Annotated in this window: 19 protein-coding genes and 1 pseudogene; 16 read left to right on the top strand and 4 right to left on the bottom strand. The window is 72.9% G+C overall.

Features of this window, described 5'->3' with window-relative positions; all coding sequences use genetic code 11:
* The first annotated feature begins 25 nt into the window (after positions 1-25).
* The 13 genes and pseudogenes from ACZ5CW_RS16760 (at position 26) to ACZ5CW_RS16820 (ending at position 9,993) form a co-directional block, all read left to right on the top strand.
* On the top strand, positions 26-1,417 hold the full coding sequence (locus ACZ5CW_RS16760) for an NAD(P)/FAD-dependent oxidoreductase (RefSeq protein ID WP_468601836.1): 1,392 nt from the start codon (positions 26-28) through the stop codon (positions 1,415-1,417).
* Positions 1,418-1,808: 391 nt separating this feature from the next.
* Positions 1,809-3,656, top strand: a complete 1,848-nt coding sequence (locus ACZ5CW_RS16765) for a transketolase (protein WP_468601838.1) — start codon at positions 1,809-1,811, stop codon at positions 3,654-3,656.
* Positions 3,653-4,588, top strand: a pseudogene (gene ligD, locus ACZ5CW_RS16770) (non-homologous end-joining DNA ligase). The gene ACZ5CW_RS16765 and the pseudogene ligD overlap by 4 nt, the downstream one beginning before the upstream one ends.
* A 46-nt stretch (positions 4,589-4,634) precedes the next feature.
* Complete coding sequence (locus tag ACZ5CW_RS16775) at positions 4,635-5,006, top strand: gas vesicle protein GvpO (protein ID WP_468602074.1); 372 nt, start codon at positions 4,635-4,637, stop codon at positions 5,004-5,006.
* A 70-nt stretch (positions 5,007-5,076) separates the two neighbouring features.
* Positions 5,077-5,499, top strand: coding sequence for a gas vesicle structural protein GvpA (locus tag ACZ5CW_RS16780; protein WP_468601840.1), 423 nt, complete (start codon positions 5,077-5,079; stop codon positions 5,497-5,499).
* Positions 5,496-6,266, top strand: coding sequence for a GvpL/GvpF family gas vesicle protein (locus tag ACZ5CW_RS16785; RefSeq protein ID WP_468601842.1), 771 nt, complete (start codon positions 5,496-5,498; stop codon positions 6,264-6,266). Before ACZ5CW_RS16780 ends, ACZ5CW_RS16785 begins: the two co-directional genes overlap by 4 nt.
* Positions 6,267-6,296: 30 nt before the next feature.
* Positions 6,297-6,554 (top strand): gas vesicle protein GvpG, encoded by a 258-nt coding sequence (locus ACZ5CW_RS16790; protein ID WP_468601844.1) that lies wholly within the window; start codon positions 6,297-6,299, stop codon positions 6,552-6,554.
* A 1-nt stretch (position 6,555) separates the two neighbouring features.
* On the top strand, positions 6,556-7,215 hold the full coding sequence (locus tag ACZ5CW_RS16795) for a DNA primase (protein ID WP_468601846.1): 660 nt from the start codon (positions 6,556-6,558) through the stop codon (positions 7,213-7,215).
* The gene (locus tag ACZ5CW_RS16800) at positions 7,212-8,405 is read left to right on the top strand and encodes an SRPBCC family protein (protein WP_468601848.1); all 1,194 of its coding nucleotides are present in this window, start codon (positions 7,212-7,214) and stop codon (positions 8,403-8,405) included. Before ACZ5CW_RS16795 ends, ACZ5CW_RS16800 begins: the two co-directional genes overlap by 4 nt.
* Complete coding sequence (locus tag ACZ5CW_RS16805; protein ID WP_468601850.1) at positions 8,402-8,752, top strand: gas vesicle protein; 351 nt, start codon at positions 8,402-8,404, stop codon at positions 8,750-8,752. Before ACZ5CW_RS16800 ends, ACZ5CW_RS16805 begins: the two co-directional genes overlap by 4 nt.
* A complete protein-coding gene (locus tag ACZ5CW_RS16810; protein ID WP_468601852.1) occupies positions 8,749-9,504 on the top strand; it encodes a GvpL/GvpF family gas vesicle protein in 756 nt (251 codons plus the stop codon). The genes ACZ5CW_RS16805 and ACZ5CW_RS16810 overlap by 4 nt, the downstream gene beginning before the upstream one ends.
* A 13-nt stretch (positions 9,505-9,517) precedes the next feature.
* Positions 9,518-9,706, top strand: coding sequence for a gas vesicle protein (locus ACZ5CW_RS16815; protein WP_468601854.1), 189 nt, complete (start codon positions 9,518-9,520; stop codon positions 9,704-9,706).
* The gene (locus ACZ5CW_RS16820; RefSeq protein ID WP_468601856.1) at positions 9,703-9,993 is read left to right on the top strand and encodes a gas vesicle protein K; all 291 of its coding nucleotides are present in this window, start codon (positions 9,703-9,705) and stop codon (positions 9,991-9,993) included. The genes ACZ5CW_RS16815 and ACZ5CW_RS16820 overlap by 4 nt, the downstream gene beginning before the upstream one ends.
* Positions 9,994-10,057: 64 nt before the next feature.
* Here ACZ5CW_RS16820 and ACZ5CW_RS16825 read toward each other — a convergent pair whose 3' ends face one another.
* Positions 10,058-10,879: a class I SAM-dependent methyltransferase gene (locus tag ACZ5CW_RS16825; RefSeq protein ID WP_468601858.1), complete on the bottom strand. Its 822-nt coding sequence runs from the start codon at positions 10,877-10,879 to the stop codon at positions 10,058-10,060.
* A 123-nt stretch (positions 10,880-11,002) separates the two neighbouring features.
* Positions 11,003-12,496, bottom strand: a complete 1,494-nt coding sequence (locus tag ACZ5CW_RS16830) for a phosphatase PAP2 family protein (protein WP_468601860.1) — start codon at positions 12,494-12,496, stop codon at positions 11,003-11,005.
* A gap of 82 nt (positions 12,497-12,578) precedes the next feature.
* Here ACZ5CW_RS16830 and ACZ5CW_RS16835 point away from each other — a divergent pair, with 82 nt between their 5' ends.
* From ACZ5CW_RS16835 to ACZ5CW_RS16845, 3 genes are all read left to right on the top strand, one after another.
* Positions 12,579-13,238, top strand: coding sequence for a histidine phosphatase family protein (locus ACZ5CW_RS16835; RefSeq protein WP_468601862.1), 660 nt, complete (start codon positions 12,579-12,581; stop codon positions 13,236-13,238).
* 42 nt (positions 13,239-13,280) lie between these two features.
* Positions 13,281-14,900: an ABC-F family ATP-binding cassette domain-containing protein gene (locus tag ACZ5CW_RS16840; RefSeq protein WP_468601864.1), complete on the top strand. Its 1,620-nt coding sequence runs from the start codon at positions 13,281-13,283 to the stop codon at positions 14,898-14,900.
* Between the two features lie 198 nt (positions 14,901-15,098).
* Positions 15,099-15,356 (top strand): DUF6158 family protein, encoded by a 258-nt coding sequence (locus ACZ5CW_RS16845; RefSeq protein ID WP_468601866.1) that lies wholly within the window; start codon positions 15,099-15,101, stop codon positions 15,354-15,356.
* A gap of 257 nt (positions 15,357-15,613) precedes the next feature.
* Here the strand turns inward: ACZ5CW_RS16845 and ACZ5CW_RS16850 are convergent, their stop codons facing one another.
* Entirely contained in the window at positions 15,614-16,156 is a 543-nt protein-coding gene (locus ACZ5CW_RS16850; RefSeq protein WP_468601868.1) for a type 1 glutamine amidotransferase domain-containing protein, read from the bottom strand.
* 5 nt (positions 16,157-16,161) lie between these two features.
* A complete protein-coding gene (locus tag ACZ5CW_RS16855; protein ID WP_468601869.1) occupies positions 16,162-16,479 on the bottom strand; it encodes a hypothetical protein in 318 nt (105 codons plus the stop codon).
* Positions 16,480-16,604 lie beyond the last annotated feature (125 nt).

A 16,604-nucleotide genomic window follows, 5' to 3' on the forward strand; every position in this document is an offset into this window, starting at 1 on the left:
CGAGCCACACCGCCGGAGGCGCACCGTGAGCCGACCTCACGTCGTGATCGTCGGCGCCGGTTTCGCCGGGTACCGGGCTGCCCGCACGCTGGCCCGTCTCACCCGGAACCAGGCCGACATCACGCTGCTGAACCCCACCGACTACTTCCTGTACCTGCCCCTGCTGCCCGAGGTCGCCGCCGGCATCCTCGAGGCCCGGAGGGTCACCGTGTCGCTGCCCGGCACCCTGCGCGGGGTGCGGCTGGTGCTCGGCGAGGCGGACCACGTCGACCTCGACGGCCGCGCCGTCCACTACACCGACCCCGAGGGCGGCACGGGCACCCTCGGCTACGACCGGCTGGTGCTGGCCGTGGGCAGCGTCAACAAGCTGCTGCCCGTCCCCGGCGTCGTCGAGCACGCGCACGGGTTCCGTGGGCTGCCCGAGGCGCTGTACCTGCGTGACCACGTGATCCGGCAGGTGGAACTCGCTGCGGCGGACGACGACCCGGGCACGAGTGCCGCCCGCTGCACCTTCGTCGTGGTGGGCGCCGGCTACACCGGTACCGAGGTGGCCTCTCACCTGCAGATGCTCACCGACCGGCTGGCGCGCCGGAGCCGGCTGCCCGGCGGCCGGCGGCCCCGCTGGATCCTGCTGGACGTGGCGTCGCGCGTGCTGCCGGAGATGGACGAGCGGATGTCCCGCACGGCCGACCGGGTGCTGCGGGCGCGGGGCGTGGACGTGCGGATGGGGACCTCGGTGAAGGAGGCCACCCGTGACGGGGTGCTGCTCACCGACGGGGAGTTCGTCGCCTCCCGGACGCTGGTGTGGTGCGTGGGCGTACGGCCCGATCCCCTGGTGGAGGCCGTCGGGCAGCCGCTGGAGCGGGGCCGGCTGATCGTCGACCCGTTTCTGCAGCTGCCGGGCGGCCCGGGGGTGTTCGCGTGCGGGGACGCGGCCGCCGTACCGGACCTGCGGCGTCCGGGGGAGTTCACCCCGATGACGGCCCAGCACGCCTGGCGGCAGGGGCGGGTGGCCGGGGAGAACGTGGCCGCCTCGCTCGGCCTCGGCCGGCGTCGGCGCCCGTACCGCCATCGCGACCTGGGCTTCGCCGTCGACCTGGGCGGGGTCCAGGCCGCCGCCAACCCGCTCGGCGTCCCGCTGTCCGGCCCGGCGGCCGGCGCGGTCACCCGCGGTTACCACCTGGCCGCGCTGCCCGGCAACCGGGTCCGGGTCGCCGCCGACTGGCTGCTGGACGCCGTCCTGCCGCGCCAGGGCGTCCAGTTGGGCCTCGTACGGGCGTGGTCGGTGCCCCTGGACACGGCCTCTCCGGAACTGGCACGGGTACCGGGCGGCCCGGACCGGTCGGACAAGGACGCGGCCCCGGAGACACCCCCGGCGTCCGGCGCCGGTCCCGACAGCAAGGAGGCGAGCCCATGAAGAAGCAGCACGACCACCAGCACCCGAGGCATCGGCAGGGCCGGGAGTCCGCGGGAAGCCAGCCGGGCGGTGAACCCGCGAGGAATCAGCCGGGCGGTGAGCCTGCGAAGAGCCAGCCGGGCGGTGAGCCCGCGAGGAATCAGCCGGGCGGTGAGCCTGCGAGGAATCAGCCCGGGGGCGAGCCCGCCAGGAGCCGGTCCGGGGGCGAAGCGGCGAAGAGGTCGCATGGGGCACCGGGGAAGGGGCAGCCCGGTGAAGGGTCCGGCTTCGGGAGGCCGGAGCGTCCCGCACGCGGGCACCCCGCGCCCGGCCCTGTCAGGCGCAGCGACCCCCCTGACCCCGCCGAGCGTCCGCATTCATCCGACTCTGCGCAAGGAGACCGAGGAGACTCATGAACACCGCCGAACTCGCCGAACTGGGACAGCAGCTGCGCGTGGACAGCGTACGGGCGGCCGCCGCCGCGGAGTCCGGGCATCCCACGTCCTCGATGTCCGCGGCCGATCTGATGGCCGTCCTGCTGGCGAACCATCTGCGCTACGACTTCGAACGCCCCGAACACCCCGCCAACGACCGCTTCGTGCTGTCCAAGGGACACGCCTCGCCGCTGCTGTACGCCGCCTACAAGGCGGCCGGTGTCATCGAGGACGGCGAGCTGCTCACGTTCCGCAAGCTCGGTAGTCGGCTCGAAGGGCATCCGACGCCCCGGCGCCTGCCCTGGGTGGAGACGGCCACCGGCTCCCTCGGCCAGGGCCTGCCGGTCGGGGCCGGCATGGCCCTCGCCGGGAAGCGGCTGGACCGCACCGGGTACCGGGTGTGGGTGCTGTGCGGCGACAGTGAGCTGGCGGAGGGATCGGTGTGGGAGGCCGCCGAACACGCCGGGTACGAGAACCTGGACAACCTGATCGCGATCGTCGACGTCAACCGGCTCGGGCAGCGCGGACCCACCCGGCACGGCCACGACCTGGACGCCTATGCCCGCCGCTTCCAGGCCTTCGACTGGCACACCATCGAGATCGACGGCCACGACGTCGACAAGATCGACCGGGCGTACGGGGAGGCGCTGTCCACCACCGGGCAGCCCACCGTGATCCTCGCCCGCACCCTCAAGGGCAAGGGTGTCGGCGCTGTCGAGGACCGCGAGGGACTGCACGGCAAGCCGCTGCCCGACGCCGACGAGGCGATCGCCGAACTCGGCGGGCCGCGCGAGGTGCGCGTCCGCGTCAGCGAGCCGCCGGCCGCCGCCGCGCTGCGCTCGGTCACCACCGAGGTCCTCCAGCTCCCGCGCTACGACCAGGGGGACGAGGTGGCCACCCGGGACGCCTTCGGCAAGGCGCTCGCCGCGCTCGGCAGCGCCCGCGGCGACATCGTCGCGCTGGACGGCGAGGTCGGCGACTCCACCCGGACCGAGGAGTTCGCCAAGGCCCACCCCGACCGGTTCTTCGAGTGCTACATCGCCGAGCAGCAGCTGGTCGCCTCGGCCGTCGGCATGGCCGCGCGCGGCTGGCTGCCGTACGCCTCCACGTTCGCCGCGTTCTTCAGCCGTGCCTACGACTTCGTGCGCATGGCGTCCATCAGCGGCTCCGGACTCAACCTGGTCGGCTCGCACGCCGGGGTCGCCATCGGGCAGGACGGGCCCTCGCAGATGGGCCTGGAGGACCTGGCGATGTTCCGCGCCGTGCACGGCTCGACCGTGCTCTACCCGTGCGACGCCAACCAGACCGCCAGGCTGGTCGCGGCCATGGCCGGCCTCGACGGCATCCGCTACATGCGCACCTCCCGCGGCAAGTCCCCGGTGATCTACGGCCCCGACGAGGAGTTCCCGGTGGGCGGCAGCAGGACGCTGCGCTCCGGTGAGGGCGACCGGCTGACCGTGGTGGCCGCCGGGGTGACCGTGCACGAGGCGCTGGCCGCCGCCGACCGGCTCGCCGAGGACGGCATCCCGGTGCGGGTCGTCGACCTGTACTCCGTCAAGCCCGTCGACGCCGAGACCCTGCGCCGGGCCGCCGAGGAGACCGGCTGCCTGCTCACCGTCGAGGACCACCACGCGGAGGGCGGCCTCGGGGACGCCGTCGCGGAGGCGTTCGGCGACGGCCGGCCCACGCCCCGCCTGGTCCGGCTCGCGGTGCGCACCATGCCGGGATCGGCGGCGCCCGACGAGCAGTTGCACGCCGCCGGCATCGACGCCGCGGGCATCGCCGCGGCCGCCAAGCTGCTGGTGGAGGAGGCGGTCGTGCGATGAGCCCGGGCGACGCGCGGACCATACGGGCGGGCCGCCGCACGGTGGAGATCCAGCGGCCCGGCAAGGTGCTCTTCCCGGGCGGCGGCGGTGCCGAGGAGTACACCAAGGGTGATCTCGCCGACTACTACCGGTCCGTCGCGCCGTACCTGCTGCCGCACCTGCGGGGCCGTCCGCTGATGCTGGAGAGGTATCCGGACGGCCTCGACGGCCCGCGGTTCATGCAGAAGAACACCCCGGACCACTATCCGGACTGGATCACCCGCGCCGAGGTCGCCAAGGAGGGCGGCACGGTCACGCACGTCGTCTGCGACGACACCGCCACCCTCCTGTACCTGGCCGACCAGGCCTGCCTCACCCTGCACCGCTGGCTCTCGCGCACCGATCGCGCAGGCGGCCCCGACCACCCCGACCGGCTCGTCCTCGACCTCGATCCGCCGGGCGACGACTTCGCCCGAGTGCGCCGGGCCGCCGGGTGGTTGCGGGAGCTGCTGGACGAACTGGGCCTGCACGCCGCCCTCATGACGACCGGCTCGCGCGGCCTCCATCTCGTCGTCCCCCTCGACGGCCGTCACGACTTCGACGAGGTGCGGCAGTTCGCCCACGAGGTGGCCGAGTCGGCCGAGTCCCGGCACCCGGACCGGCTCACCACCGCCGCCCGCAAGAACGAGCGCGCCGGCCGCCTCTACCTCGACGTGCAGCGCAACGCCTAGGCGCAGACCGCCGTCGCCCCCTACACCGTCCGGGCCCGCCCCGGCGCCCCCGTCGCCGTGCCTCTCGCCTGGGAGCAGCTGGACGACTCCGGGCTCGACGCGCGCTGCTGGACCATCGCCGACGCCGTCGAGCAGGCCCGCACCGACCCGTGGGCGGGCCTGCCGGCCCGTGGCCGTGTCCTGGGCCCGGCACGGCGCCGCCTCACGGAGATCCGCTCCTGAATGTTTGGCCAAGGGGATGAGAGGCCACCCGCAGTGAGAGGTGGCCATGACGAACACAAAGAACACTTCGCAGTCACAGGATTCACAGGAAACTCAGAACTCACACGAGGCACAGAAAAGCACAGAGAACGAGACGGACGCGCGGCGGCCGACCCCCATGGAAGTGCTGCGCCAGGCGCGCAACCAGTTCGCCGAACTCACCGGACTCGCACCCGAGACCATCTCCTCCTTCGAGCAGACCGGCGACGGATGGTCGCTGGAGGTGGAGGTCCTCGAGCTGGCGCGGGTGCCGGACACGATGAGCCTGATGGCCGGCTACGAGGTCGATCTCGACCCCGAGGGCCAGCTCACCGGCTACCGGCGTGTCCGCCGCTACGAACGAGGGCGCTCGGACGCGCGCCGGCCCGGCGGCCGCTAGGCCGCCCGCCCGCCCGCGACGTCCAGGCACCCGTCGTGCAACCGACTACTCACGAGGAGGAACAGCCGGTATGACCGTTGTCCCGGCACAGCAGACCGGTGGCGGAGGCGGCAGCAGCGGCCTCTACGACGTACTCGAGCTGGTTCTCGACCGGGGGCTCGTCATCGACGCCTTCGTACGCGTCTCCCTGGTCGGTATCGAGATCCTGAAGATCGACGTCCGGGTCGTGGTGGCCAGCGTCGACACCTATCTGCGCTTCGCCGAGGCGTGCAACCGCCTCGACCTGGAAGCCGGACCCCGCAAGAGCCCCGGCCTGCCCGAGATCGTCGGCGAGGTCACCGAGTCCGGTGCCCGCGGCAAGTCCAAGGGCGCGCTGTCCGGTGCCGCGGAGACGATATCCGACGCCTTCAAGCAGGCCCGCGGGGAAGCCGAGGCCGAGCCCCGGCAGCGCCCTCGTAAGACCACGGCCCGCCGGAAGGAGGAGCAGGAGTGAGCACCTACGTCTACGGGATCACCGCACGGTCGCACCCCGCGCTGCCCGAGGGCATGACAGGTGTGGGCGAGCCGCCCCGTCCGGTGCGTGTCCTCACGGCCGGCGAACTGGCCGCCGTGGTCAGTGACGCCCCCGAGGACCTGCGTCCCAAGCGCAGGGACCTGCTCGCGCACCAGAACGTGCTCGCCGAGTCCGGCGCGGCCGGCTGCATCCTGCCCATGCGCTTCGGCGGCGTCGCTCCCGACGACGATGCCGTCACCCAGGTGCTCACCGAGCGGGCGGAGCACTACAAGGAGCGGCTGCGGGAGCTGGACGGCAAGGTCGAGTACAACGTCAAGGCCACCCACGTCGAGGACGCGGTCCTCCACCTCGTGATGGCCGAGAACGCGGAGATACGTGCCCTCGCCGAGGCCAACCGCCGCTCCGGCGGAGGCGGCTACGACGACAAGATCCGTCTCGGCGAGATGGTCGCCGCCGCCGTCAAGGCCAAGGAGGCCGAGGACGCGAACGAGGTGCAGGGCCTGCTGGCACCGGGCGCCGCCGCGGTCAGCGTGGGTCCCGAGTCCACCGGCTGGCTGGTGAACGTCTCGTTCCTGGTCCCGCGGGACACGGCCGAGCGTTTCCTGGCCACCGTCGAGCAGGTCCGCAAGAGCCACGCCCACCTGGACCTGCGGGTCAACGGGCCGCTGCCGCCGTACAGCTTCGTCGAGCCCGGTCCCGCGGCGCCCGCGGGCAGCACGGCGGGCGCGGACGCCGGCGCGCAGTAGCGCTCCCGGCCCGAGCGGAAGGAGAACACCGTGGGACTGATCGGAGAAGTGCTGATGCTGCCGTTCGCCCCCGTGCGTGGCAGTGCGTGGGCGCTCAGACAGGTGCTCCGCGAGGCGGAACGGATCTACTACGACCCCTCCGCCGTACGGGCCGAACTCGCCCGCCTCGAAGAGCAGCTGGAGACGGGCGAGATCACTGAGGAGGAGTTCGACCGGCGCGAGGACGAACTGCTCGACCGGCTGGAGATCGCCCTGCGCTCCGGCGACACCACAGGCAACGGGACGTGAGATGAACCGAACGGCACTGGGCCTCGCCGTAGGGGCCGGATATCTCCTCGGACGCACCAAGAAGCTGAAAATGGCACTGGCGGTCGGTTCCCTGGTGGCCGGGAAGAAGCTGAACCTCACCCCGAGAGCACTCGCGGAGCTGGCGCAGCAGCAACTGAAGAACAACCCGCAGTTCAAGGAGATGGGCGACCAGCTGCGCCAGGACATGCGGGGCGTCGGGAAGGCCGCCACCGGAGCGATGGTCGAGCGGCAGATGAACACGCTCGCCGACCGGCTGCACGGCCGTACCGCCCAGGTGCGCGACCAGCTCTCCGGAGCGGCGCCCACCGGCTCCGACGAGGAGCAGGGCGACGAGGACGCCTACGAGGAGTCCGCCGAGGAAGCCGAGGAAGCCGAGGAGCCCGCCGAGCGGGAGGACGGCGACCGCGAAGACCGGGGCACCGAGGCGCGCGGCGAGAAGCCGGCGAAGAAGGCCCCGGCGAAGAAGGCTCCCGCGAAGAAGGCCGTGGCGAAGAAGACGGCGCCCGCGAAGAAGGCTCCCGCCAAGAAGGCGGCGGCCAAGAAGACCGGCGCCGCCGGGTCGGCCGCGAAGAAGACGGCCTCGACCGGCAGTGCCGCCCGGGGCTCCGGGCCCCGGCAGTCGAAGGGCGATGACCGATGACCGAGACCCTCGGATCCGCCGGCTCCGCGGCCGGCAAGGCCACGGGTGCGGCCAAGGCGAACCCGCTGACGGACCTCGCCCACAGCGAAGCCGCCGACCGGCTCAAGGCGGAGGCCCAGGAGTTCCTGGCCGCGCAGGCCACGAAGATGCTCACCGGCCTCGGCCGCAAGCTCGGCGAGACCACCGGCAAACTCAACGACATCGCCGAGGGCAACAGCCCGGGCTTCGCCAAGCTCGCGCTCGACGGCGGACGCAAGCTCGCCGAAGGCAAGGGCCCGCTGCGCTCCGCTCTGGAGCTGGGCGCCTCCCGCGCCAAGGAGAACGTGATGGGTGCGCTGAAGAACCTCGGGGGCGGCAAGGGGAAGAGAAAGAGCGGCGGGGGCAACAAGCCCACCGTCATCATGGAGTCCGTCGACGTCGGCGTGCCGCTGCGCACCGCCTACGACCAGTGGACCCAGTACAAGGACTTCTCCGGCTTCGCCAAGGGCGTCAAGAGCGCCAGCCGGGCCAGCGACACCGACTCGGACTGGCAGGCGAAGATCTTCTGGTCCAGCCGCAGCTGGAAGGCGCACACCACCGAGCAGATCCCCGACTACCGCATCCAGTGGACGTCGGAGGGTGCGAAGGGCACCGTCAAGGGTGTCGTCTCCTTCCACGAGCTGGGGGAGAACCTCACCCGGGTGCTGCTGGTCATGGAGTACTACCCCAGCGGGCTGTTCGAGAAGACCGGCAACATCTGGCGCGCCCAGGGCCGCAGGGCCAGGCTGGATCTGAAGCACTTCGTCCGCTTCATCACCCTCAAGGGCGAGGCGGACGACGGCTGGCGTGGTGAGATCCGCGACGGCGAGGTGGTCCGCAGCCACGAGGACGCCGTGGCCGAGGAGGAGAAGGAGGCCGAAGGCTCCGAGGAGGAGGAGACTCCGGAGGGCGAGGCCGAGGAGCCCGAGGAAGAGGGCGAGCCTGAGGAAGAGGGCGAGGAGCCCGAGGAAGAGGGCGAGCCTGAGGAAGAGGGCGAGCCCGAGGAAGAGGCCGAGCCCGAGGAAGAGGCCGAGCCCGAGGACGAGGCCGAGGAGTACGAGGGCGAGGAAGAGGAAGAGGAAGAGGGTGAGCCCGAGGAGGGTGAGGAGCCCGAGCAGGAGTACGAGGAGGAAGAGGAACCGGAGTACGCCGAGCGCGGGAGCCGTCGATGACGACGCCCGGCCGCTTCCCCGAGCCCTATGGCCAGGGCTCGGGGGCCAACCTTGCCGACATCCTGGAACGCGTGCTCGACAAGGGTGTCGTCATCGCGGGTGACATCCGGATCAACCTGCTCGACATCGAACTGCTGACCGTCAAACTGAGGCTCATCATCGCCTCGGTCGACAAGGCCAAGGAGATGGGGATCGACTGGTGGGAGAGCGACCCGGCCCTCTCCTCCCGGGCCCGCCGGGACGAGCTGACCCGGGAGAACGCCGAGCTGAGGGAGCGGCTGGCCCGACTGGAGGAGCTGGAACTGGAACCGCGCGAACCGCGCCGCGCGCCGAAGGAGGCACCATGACCGGACTGCGGTACGTCTACGCCGTCTGCCGCCCCTTCGGGACGCCCCTGCAGTCCCAGCTCACCGGCATCGGGGGCGCCCCGCCGGCGCTGCTGCACCACCACGACCTCATCGCGGTCGTCAGCACCGTCCCGGAGGCGGACTTCTCCGAGACCGCCCTCAAGGCCCACCTGGAGGACCTGGACTGGCTGGCCGCGACCGCCCGCGCCCACCAGGGCGTGATCGACGCGCTCACCACGGTCACCACCCCGCTGCCGCTGCGGCTCGCGACCGTCTTCCGGGACGACAGCGGCGTCCGCACGATGATCGAGGCCCGCGAGGACGACTTCCGGCGCACCCTGGACCGGCTGCACGGCCGGGTGGAATGGGGCGTGAAGGTGTACCTGGAGCCCGAGCCGGCCGAACCCGCCCCCGCCCCGGCGAAGCCGGCCACCGGGCGGGACTATCTGCGCCGGCGGCGCGAGCACAGCCACGCGCACGAGGAGAAGTGGCAGCGGGCCGAGAAATTCGCGCAGTCCCTGAACGAGAGGCTCTCCCGGCTCGCCGAGGATTCCCGGCTGCACGCCCCGCAGAATTCCGCGCTGTCCACGACGCCGGGCCAGAACATCCTCAACGGGGCCTACCTGGTGCCCCGGGCGCATTCCGAGGAATTCGTGGAACTGGTCGACCGCACGAAGGACGAGGCCCCGGGAATCCGGGTGGAACTCACCGGTCCGTGGGCCGCCTACTCGTTCACGGGCGAGGAATCATGAGGGGGGCCGGACGATGACCGTCGTGGAACGACGCGAGATCGCACTCGTCGACCTGCTGGACCGGCTGCTGGCCGGCGGAGTCGTCATCACCGGCGACCTCACGCTGCGCATCGCGGACGTGGATCTCGTCCGTATCGACTTGAACGCGCTGATCAGCTCCGTCAACGAACAGGTCCCCTCGCCCTTCGAGGAGCCGGTATGACCACGCGCAACCCGCGGGGACGGCTCGACCTGGAGCCCGACACGGTCGAGCGCGACCTGGTGAAACTCGTCCTGACCGTGGTGGAGCTGCTGCGCCAGCTCATGGAACGGCAGGCGGTGCGCCGCTTCGACACCGGCGAGCTGACCGAGGAGCAGGAGGAGCGCATCGGGCTCACCCTGATGCTGCTGGAGGACCGGATGGCCGAACTCAGGGACCGGTACGGACTGCGGCCCGAGGACCTGAATCTGGACCTCGGACCGCTCGGACCGCTGCTTCCCCGCGAATGAGCCGGGCGCGGGGACCGCACTCACCGGGTTCCCCGGTGCGGACCCCCCGGTTCACCCTGCCGGATCAGGCTTCCTTGCGGCACAGGATCTCCCCGTGCAGGACCGCGAACCAGCCGTCCTCCCGCCGGCCCCACTCCCGCCAGGCCTGCGACACCGCCCCCAGCTCCTCCGTGGTCGCGTGACCGCCCTGGGTGGCCCGGTCGGCGTAGGCGGAGGCGAGGGTGCGGTCCGCCCACAGCCCGCTCCACCAGGCCCGCTCCTCGGGCGTGGCGAACGTCCAGGTGCCGGAGCCGGCCGTGACGTCCCGCAGCCCGGCCGCCAGCGCCCACGCCTTCAGCCGGCGCCCGGCGTCGGGCTCGCCGCCGTTGGCCCGGGCCACCCGCTCGTACAGGTCCAGCCAGTCGTCCAGGCCCGGCAGCGCCGGGTACCAGGTCATCGCCGCGTAGTCCGCGTCGCGTACGGCGATGAACCCGCCCGGCCGGGTCACCCGGCGCATCTCGCGCAGCGCCTGCACCGGGTCGCCGACGTGCTGGAGGACCTGGTGGGCGTGGACCACGCAGAACGTGTCGTCCGGGAAGTCCAGGGCGTGGACGTCCGCGACCGCGAAGTCGACGTTGCCCAGACCGCGCGCGGCGGCGGTGGCGCGGGCCTGCTCCAGCACTCCGGGAGCCCGGTCGACGCCGGTGACATGGCCGTCCGGGACCAGCTCCGCCAGGTCGGCGGTGATGGTTCCCGGACCGCAGCCGATGTCCAGGATCTTCATGTGGGGTTTCAGCGAACCGAGCAGGTAGGCCGCGGAGTTGGCGGCGGTGCGCCAGGTGTGCGAACGCAGCACCGACTCGTGGTGCCCGTGCGTGTAGACGGCGGTCTCCTGCGCTTTCGGCATGGCTGTACCCCTTCCGGTCGTACCGGCCCGGTGCCCTGCGGCATCGGGCCGACGGTAGGCGTCACGGTACGCCCGCATGCCGGATGATGAGATACGCGTTTTGCATAATGGACTGACGGTGCGTCAAGCCGTTGCGCGCAGTGGACGGTAGACCGTCAGCGCCTCCGGCAGCTTCTCCAGCGTCACCTCACCCGACACCGCCGTGACCTCGCCGTCGTAGGCGAGCGGGGTACCGGGCGCGATGCCGGTCAGCCGCAGCCGGTTCACCTGCACCGCGGCATGCGCGGGGGAGCGGGTCAGCGGGCCCGCGACGGCCGCGGCGAGCAGCCTGAGCGCGGGTCGCCGGCTGCCGTGCACCACCCGCACGTCCAGCAGGCCGTCCGCCAGGTCGGTACGGCGGCCGGGCGCGAGCCCCATGCGGTGGTAGACGCCGTTGCCGACGAACAGCAGCCACAGCGGCCGCCGTTCACCGCTCACCTCCACCTCCAGCGGATGCTCGTCCGCGCGCAGCACCCGCAACGCGCCGAGCACCCCGGCCGGCCAGCCGCCGATCCGGTGCGACCAGCGTTCCCGCTCGCGCACCAGCTCCGGATAGACGCCCAGACTCAGCGTGTTCAGGAACACGCCCGCGCCGTCGGCGGTGACGAACCGGCCCGCGTCCACCCGGACCGCCTCGCCCTGCCGGATCGCGCGCGCCAGATCGCCTTCGTCCTCCACGCCCAGGTCGTAGGCGAAATGGTTCAGGGTGCCGCCGGGCAGCACCGCGAGCGGCAGGCCGTGGCGCAGAGCGACCTCCGCGGCCGCGTTCACGGTGCCGTCGCCGCCGCACACCCCGAGCACCCGCGCCCGGGCCGCCGCCTTCGCCAGCGCGTCCCGGATCTCCTCCGGCGCGCACTCGACGACCTCCGCCTTCGGCAGCGCCTCGTGCAGCGCGCGCACCCGGTCCGCCGTGCCCGAGGCCTGGTTGGCGACCACCACCAGACCGTCGCCGTCGTCCAGCGCCGGGGCCTCGGCACGCGGCCGCGCGGTCCGCCAGACCTCCGCCCGGGTCGGCACCAGACGCCGTACCAGGAAGGCGGCGCCCGCCCCGAGCGCCGCACCGGCCAGCACGTCGATCGGGAAGTGCACCCCGGTGTAGACCCGGGAGGCGGCCACCGAGAACGCCACCGGCGCCACCGCCGCGCCCCACGCCGGAGACTCCAGCGCGACCCCGGTCGCGAACGCGGCCGCCGACGCGGAGTGCCCGGACGGGAACGAGGTGGTGATCGGCTGCCGCTTGAGCTGCCGTGTCAGCGGCACCGGGTCCAGCACCGGCCGCTCCCGGCGCACGGACCGCTTGCCGAGGGTGTTGATCGTCAGCGAGGCCAGGCCGAGGGAGGCGAGCCCCCTGACGGCGGCCCGGCGGGCCCGGGGCGTGCGGCTCGCGGCCATCGCGGCGGCCGTGGCGAACCACAGCACCCCGTGGTTCGCGCTGCGGCTGAGGCGGGGCAGTACCCGCTCGGCGCCGGGCCAGTGCCAGGCGGCGGCCGCCTCGAACACCCGGGAGTCGAGGTCGAGCAGCTTGCACAGGGCGTTGCGGCTGGTCGGGACGGCGGTCAGGTCCAGGTCTGGGCTCATGGGGTGCGGTTACCCTGAAGTGCCCGTTTCTTGTGTCCCCGTGCGCCGTGCGCCCGGCCGGTGCGGTGAGGAGATCCCCCGGATGCGCCTGCTCCTGGTCCGCCACGGCCAGACCCCCGCCAACGTGGACCACCTGCTGGACACGGCCGTACCGGGCTCCGGACTGACCCCGCTCGGCGAGGCACAGGCCGCCGCCCTGCCGGGTGTGCTCACCGGGGAGGACATCGAGGCCCTCTACGCCTCCACCCTGACCCGCACCCAGCTCACGGCCGCCCCGCTCGCCGCCGCCCGCGGCCTCGAGGTGATCGTCCGTGACGGCATCCGCGAGGTGTCCGCCGGCGATCTGGAGATGCGGCCCGGCCACTCACCCGAGGGCGAGCTGTACCTGCGCACCGTGTTCGCGTGGGCGGCCGGGGACACCGCCCTGCGCGTCCCGGGCGGGGAGAGCGGCGAGGAGGCCCTCGCCCGGTACGACGCCGTGATCGCCGAGGCCGCCGCGAGCGGCGCCCGCACCGTCGCCATGATCAGCCACGGCGCCGCCGTCCGCGTGTGGACCGCCGCCCGCGCCGACAACGTCGACGTGGACTTCGCCGCCGCCCGCCCCCTGCGGAACACCGGCGTGGTCGTCCTGGAGGGCTCCCCGTCCGACGGGTGGAAGGCGCTGTCCTGGGAGGGGCACACGGTGGAACCGGCGGGGGAGGGCGGCCCGGCGGGGGAACCGCTCGAGGGCACCGCGGGATAAGAGTTTGCCGCGGACCGGGGCCGCCCCGGAGAATGCCTGCCCATGGGACATCTGGAAGCCGCGCACCTCGAGTACCACCTCCCCGACGGGAGGACGCTGCTCGGCGATGTCTCCTTCCGCGTCGGCGAAGGCACCGCCGTCGCCCTGGTCGGCCCCAACGGCGCGGGCAAGACCACCCTGCTCCGGCTGATCTCCGGCGAGCTGAAACCGCACGGCGGCACCGTCACCGTCAGCGGCGGCCTCGGTGTGATGCGCCAGTTCGTGGGCTCCGTACGCGACGAGACGACCGTCCGGGACCTGCTCGTGTCCGTCGCCCCGCCCCGCATCCGTGAGGCGGCGAAGGCGGTCGACGAGGCCGAGCACGCCCTCATGACCGTCGACGACGAGGCCGCCCAGCTGCGGTACGCACAGGCCCTCGCCGACTGGGCCGAGGCGCGCGGTTACGAGGCCGAGACCCTGTGGGACATGTGCACCACCGCGGCCCTCGGCATGCCCTACGAGCGCGCCCAGTGGCGGCAGGTGCGCACCCTCTCCGGCGGCGAGCAGAAGCGCCTCGTGCTGGAGGCACTGCTGCGCGGCACCGACGAGGTGCTGCTGCTGGACGAGCCGGACAACTACCTCGACGTGCCCGGCAAGCGCTGGCTGGAGGAGCAGCTCAAGGAGACCCGCAAGACGGTCCTCTTCGTCTCCCACGACCGGGAACTCCTCGCCCGCGCCGCCGAGAAGATCGTCTCCGTCGAGCCGGGCCCGGCCGGCGCCGACGCCTGGGTGCACGGCAGCGGCTTCGCCACCTACCACGAGGCCCGCCGCGAGCGCTTCGCCCGCTTCGAGGAGCTGCGCCGCCGCTGGGACGAGAAGCACGCCCAGCTGAAGAAGCTGGTTCTGAACCTGCGCCAGGCGGCCTCCGTCAGCCACGAGATGGCCTCCCGGTACGCGGCCGCCCAGACCCGCCTGCGCAAGTTCGAGGAGGCCGGCCCGCCCCCGGAGCCGCCCCGTGAGCAGGACATCACCATGCGTCTCAAGGGCGGCCGCACCGGCGTACGGGCCGTCACGTGCGAGGGGCTCGAGCTGACCGGCCTGATGCAGCCCTTCGACCTGGAGGTCTTCTACGGCGAACGGGTCGCCGTCCTCGGCTCCAACGGATCGGGCAAGTCACACTTCCTGCGGCTGCTGGCCGGCGAGGACGTGGCCCACACCGGCACGTTCAAGCTGGGCGCCCGGGTCGTGCCCGGCCACTTCGCGCAGACCCACGCCCACCCCGAACTCCAGGGCCGCACCCTGCTGGACATCCTGTGGAAGGAACACTCCCAGGACCGGGGAGCGGCCATGTCCCGGCTGCGCCGCTACGAGCTGACCCAGCAGGCCGAGCAGTCCTTCGACCGGCTCTCCGGCGGCCAGCAGGCCCGCTTCCAGATCCTGCTGCTGGAACTCGCCGGCGTCACCGCGCTGCTGCTGGACGAGCCGACCGACAACCTCGACCTGGAGTCCGCGGAGGCCCTCCAGGAGGGCCTGGAGGCCTTCGACGGCACGGTCCTCACGGTCACCCACGACCGCTGGTTCGCCCGCTCCTTCGACCGCTTCCTCGTCTTCGGCAGCGACGGTCGCGTCCGTGAGACCCCGGAACCGGTCTGGGACGAACGCCGGGTGGAGCGGGCCCGGTAGCCGCGCGCGGACGCCGCCCGCCGCTCCTCGTCCGGCGGGGGCGGGCCGGCGCCCGCGGAGGCCCACGGCCCCGGATGTTCGTACAGTGGATGCAGGCACGCCAGCTCCATGGATTCCTCCCGGAAGCCCCCCGGGTGCAGCGCATGCCGGGGCGGGTACCCGGACCGCAGACACGCATACGACGAGCGGGGAACCACCATGACCGGAGTCGACCCCAGCAGGCTGGACGACCAGCAGCTCATGAAGGAGCTGGAGACGATCCACCGCACGCGCCACGACACCCTCCTGTACGCCTCGAACGACGCGCTGCGGGCCCACAACGAGCGCATGGCGCAGCTGGAGGGCGAATACCTGCGCCGCAACCCGCGCCGCCTGGTGAGCGCGGGCCGCACCCGCGAGGGCGCCCGTGAGCGCGGCTGCGGCGAGGCGGCGACCCCGGACACGTCCGGCACCTGAGCGGCGCCCGGCACGCACCCGAGCGGCGCTCGTCAGGCACGAGAGCGGCGCTCGGCACCCGCGCGGGGGGGGGGGGGGGGGGGGGGGGGGGGGGGGGGGGGGGGGGGGGGGGGGGGCGGGGGGCGCAGGGGGGGGGGGGGGGGGATGGCGCAGAAGGCAAGAGACAAAACCCCCCCCCCCCCCCCCCCCCCCCCCCCCCCCCCCCCCCACCCAACCCCCCCCCCCCCCCCCCCCCCCCCCCCCCCCGATACGGCGGATCAGCCGGCCTCCCCGGCGAACACGTGCAGGAACGCGTCGCAGAAGGCCTTCAGATCGTCCGGCTTGCGACTGGTCACCAGCTGGTTGGAGCCGTGGTCGCAGATCTTCACCTGCTCGTCCACCCAGGTGCCGCCCGCATTGCGGATGTCCGTCCGCAGACTGGGCCAGGACGTCAGCACCCGTCCCCGCACGACGTCCGCCTCCACCAGCGTCCACGGCGCATGGCAGATCGCCGCGACCGGGCGGCCCTGCTCGAAGAACTCCCGCACGAACGCGACGGCCTTCTCGTCCATTCGCAGGAAGTCCGGATTGGCCACCCCGCCCGGCAGCACCAGACCACCGAACGAACCGGCCGATGTCTCGCCCACCACCTCGTCCACGGGGAACGTGTCCGCCTTGTCGAGATGGTTGAACGCCTGGATCTTCCCGGAATCCGTCGACACCAGCACCGGCTCGTGCCCGGCGTCCGAGGCCGCCTTCCACGGCTCGGTCAGCTCGACCTGCTCCACGCCCTCGGGCGCCACCAGAAACGCGATACGCATGATCCTCAGCTTCCTTTCCCGGCCCGCACAGCCGCCTTCGCCGACCGCGCGCGCCGCTTCCTGTCCCGGGCCGCCCGTCGGCAGCGCAGCAGCTCCTCGCCGTACGGCAGGAGCACGCACGCGCCGATCGCGACGCCGATGCCCGCCAGACCTCCCGCCGACAACGGACGCCGGCGCGGCACCAGCCGCCACGCGTCCGGGTCCCCGCGCCCGTGCAGACACATCAGCGAGGTCGGCCCGCCGATCGGCAGCGACTCCAGAAAGCTGTGGATGTGCTGCTCGACGGGCTCGACCGCACGGTCGCTGTCGACGGCCGTGCGCACGTCCCACAGCGCCGTCGCCCCAGGGACTCCTTCGTCCCCGCCGTGTCCTCGATGCGGGTGCGCCGGTGCGTCGCCCGGTCGGCGAGCCCCGGCACGAACCAGCCGGGCAGCAGCCCGTACAGCGG

It is taken from the genome of Streptomyces sp. NPDC031379 (assembly GCF_055569615.1).

Coding starts and splice junctions, on each gene's coding strand:
- ACZ5CW_RS16780 (WP_468601840.1), top strand. CDS start 5,077: ATGACCGTTGTCCCGGCACAGCAGACCGGTGGCGGAGGCGGCAGCAGC.
- ACZ5CW_RS16850 (WP_468601868.1), bottom strand. CDS start 16,156: ATGCGTATCGCGTTTCTGGTGGCGCCCGAGGGCGTGGAGCAGGTCGAG.
- ACZ5CW_RS16830 (WP_468601860.1), bottom strand. CDS start 12,496: ATGAGCCCAGACCTGGACCTGACCGCCGTCCCGACCAGCCGCAACGCC.
- ACZ5CW_RS16805 (WP_468601850.1), top strand. CDS start 8,402: ATGACGACGCCCGGCCGCTTCCCCGAGCCCTATGGCCAGGGCTCGGGG.
- ACZ5CW_RS16815 (WP_468601854.1), top strand. CDS start 9,518: ATGACCGTCGTGGAACGACGCGAGATCGCACTCGTCGACCTGCTGGAC.
- ACZ5CW_RS16775 (WP_468602074.1), top strand. CDS start 4,635: ATGACGAACACAAAGAACACTTCGCAGTCACAGGATTCACAGGAAACT.
- ACZ5CW_RS16835 (WP_468601862.1), top strand. CDS start 12,579: ATGCGCCTGCTCCTGGTCCGCCACGGCCAGACCCCCGCCAACGTGGAC.
- ACZ5CW_RS16810 (WP_468601852.1), top strand. CDS start 8,749: ATGACCGGACTGCGGTACGTCTACGCCGTCTGCCGCCCCTTCGGGACG.
- ACZ5CW_RS16825 (WP_468601858.1), bottom strand. CDS start 10,879: ATGCCGAAAGCGCAGGAGACCGCCGTCTACACGCACGGGCACCACGAG.
- ACZ5CW_RS16845 (WP_468601866.1), top strand. CDS start 15,099: ATGACCGGAGTCGACCCCAGCAGGCTGGACGACCAGCAGCTCATGAAG.
- ACZ5CW_RS16800 (WP_468601848.1), top strand. CDS start 7,212: ATGACCGAGACCCTCGGATCCGCCGGCTCCGCGGCCGGCAAGGCCACG.
- ACZ5CW_RS16840 (WP_468601864.1), top strand. CDS start 13,281: ATGGGACATCTGGAAGCCGCGCACCTCGAGTACCACCTCCCCGACGGG.
- ACZ5CW_RS16765 (WP_468601838.1), top strand. CDS start 1,809: ATGAACACCGCCGAACTCGCCGAACTGGGACAGCAGCTGCGCGTGGAC.
- ACZ5CW_RS16795 (WP_468601846.1), top strand. CDS start 6,556: ATGAACCGAACGGCACTGGGCCTCGCCGTAGGGGCCGGATATCTCCTC.
- ACZ5CW_RS16820 (WP_468601856.1), top strand. CDS start 9,703: ATGACCACGCGCAACCCGCGGGGACGGCTCGACCTGGAGCCCGACACG.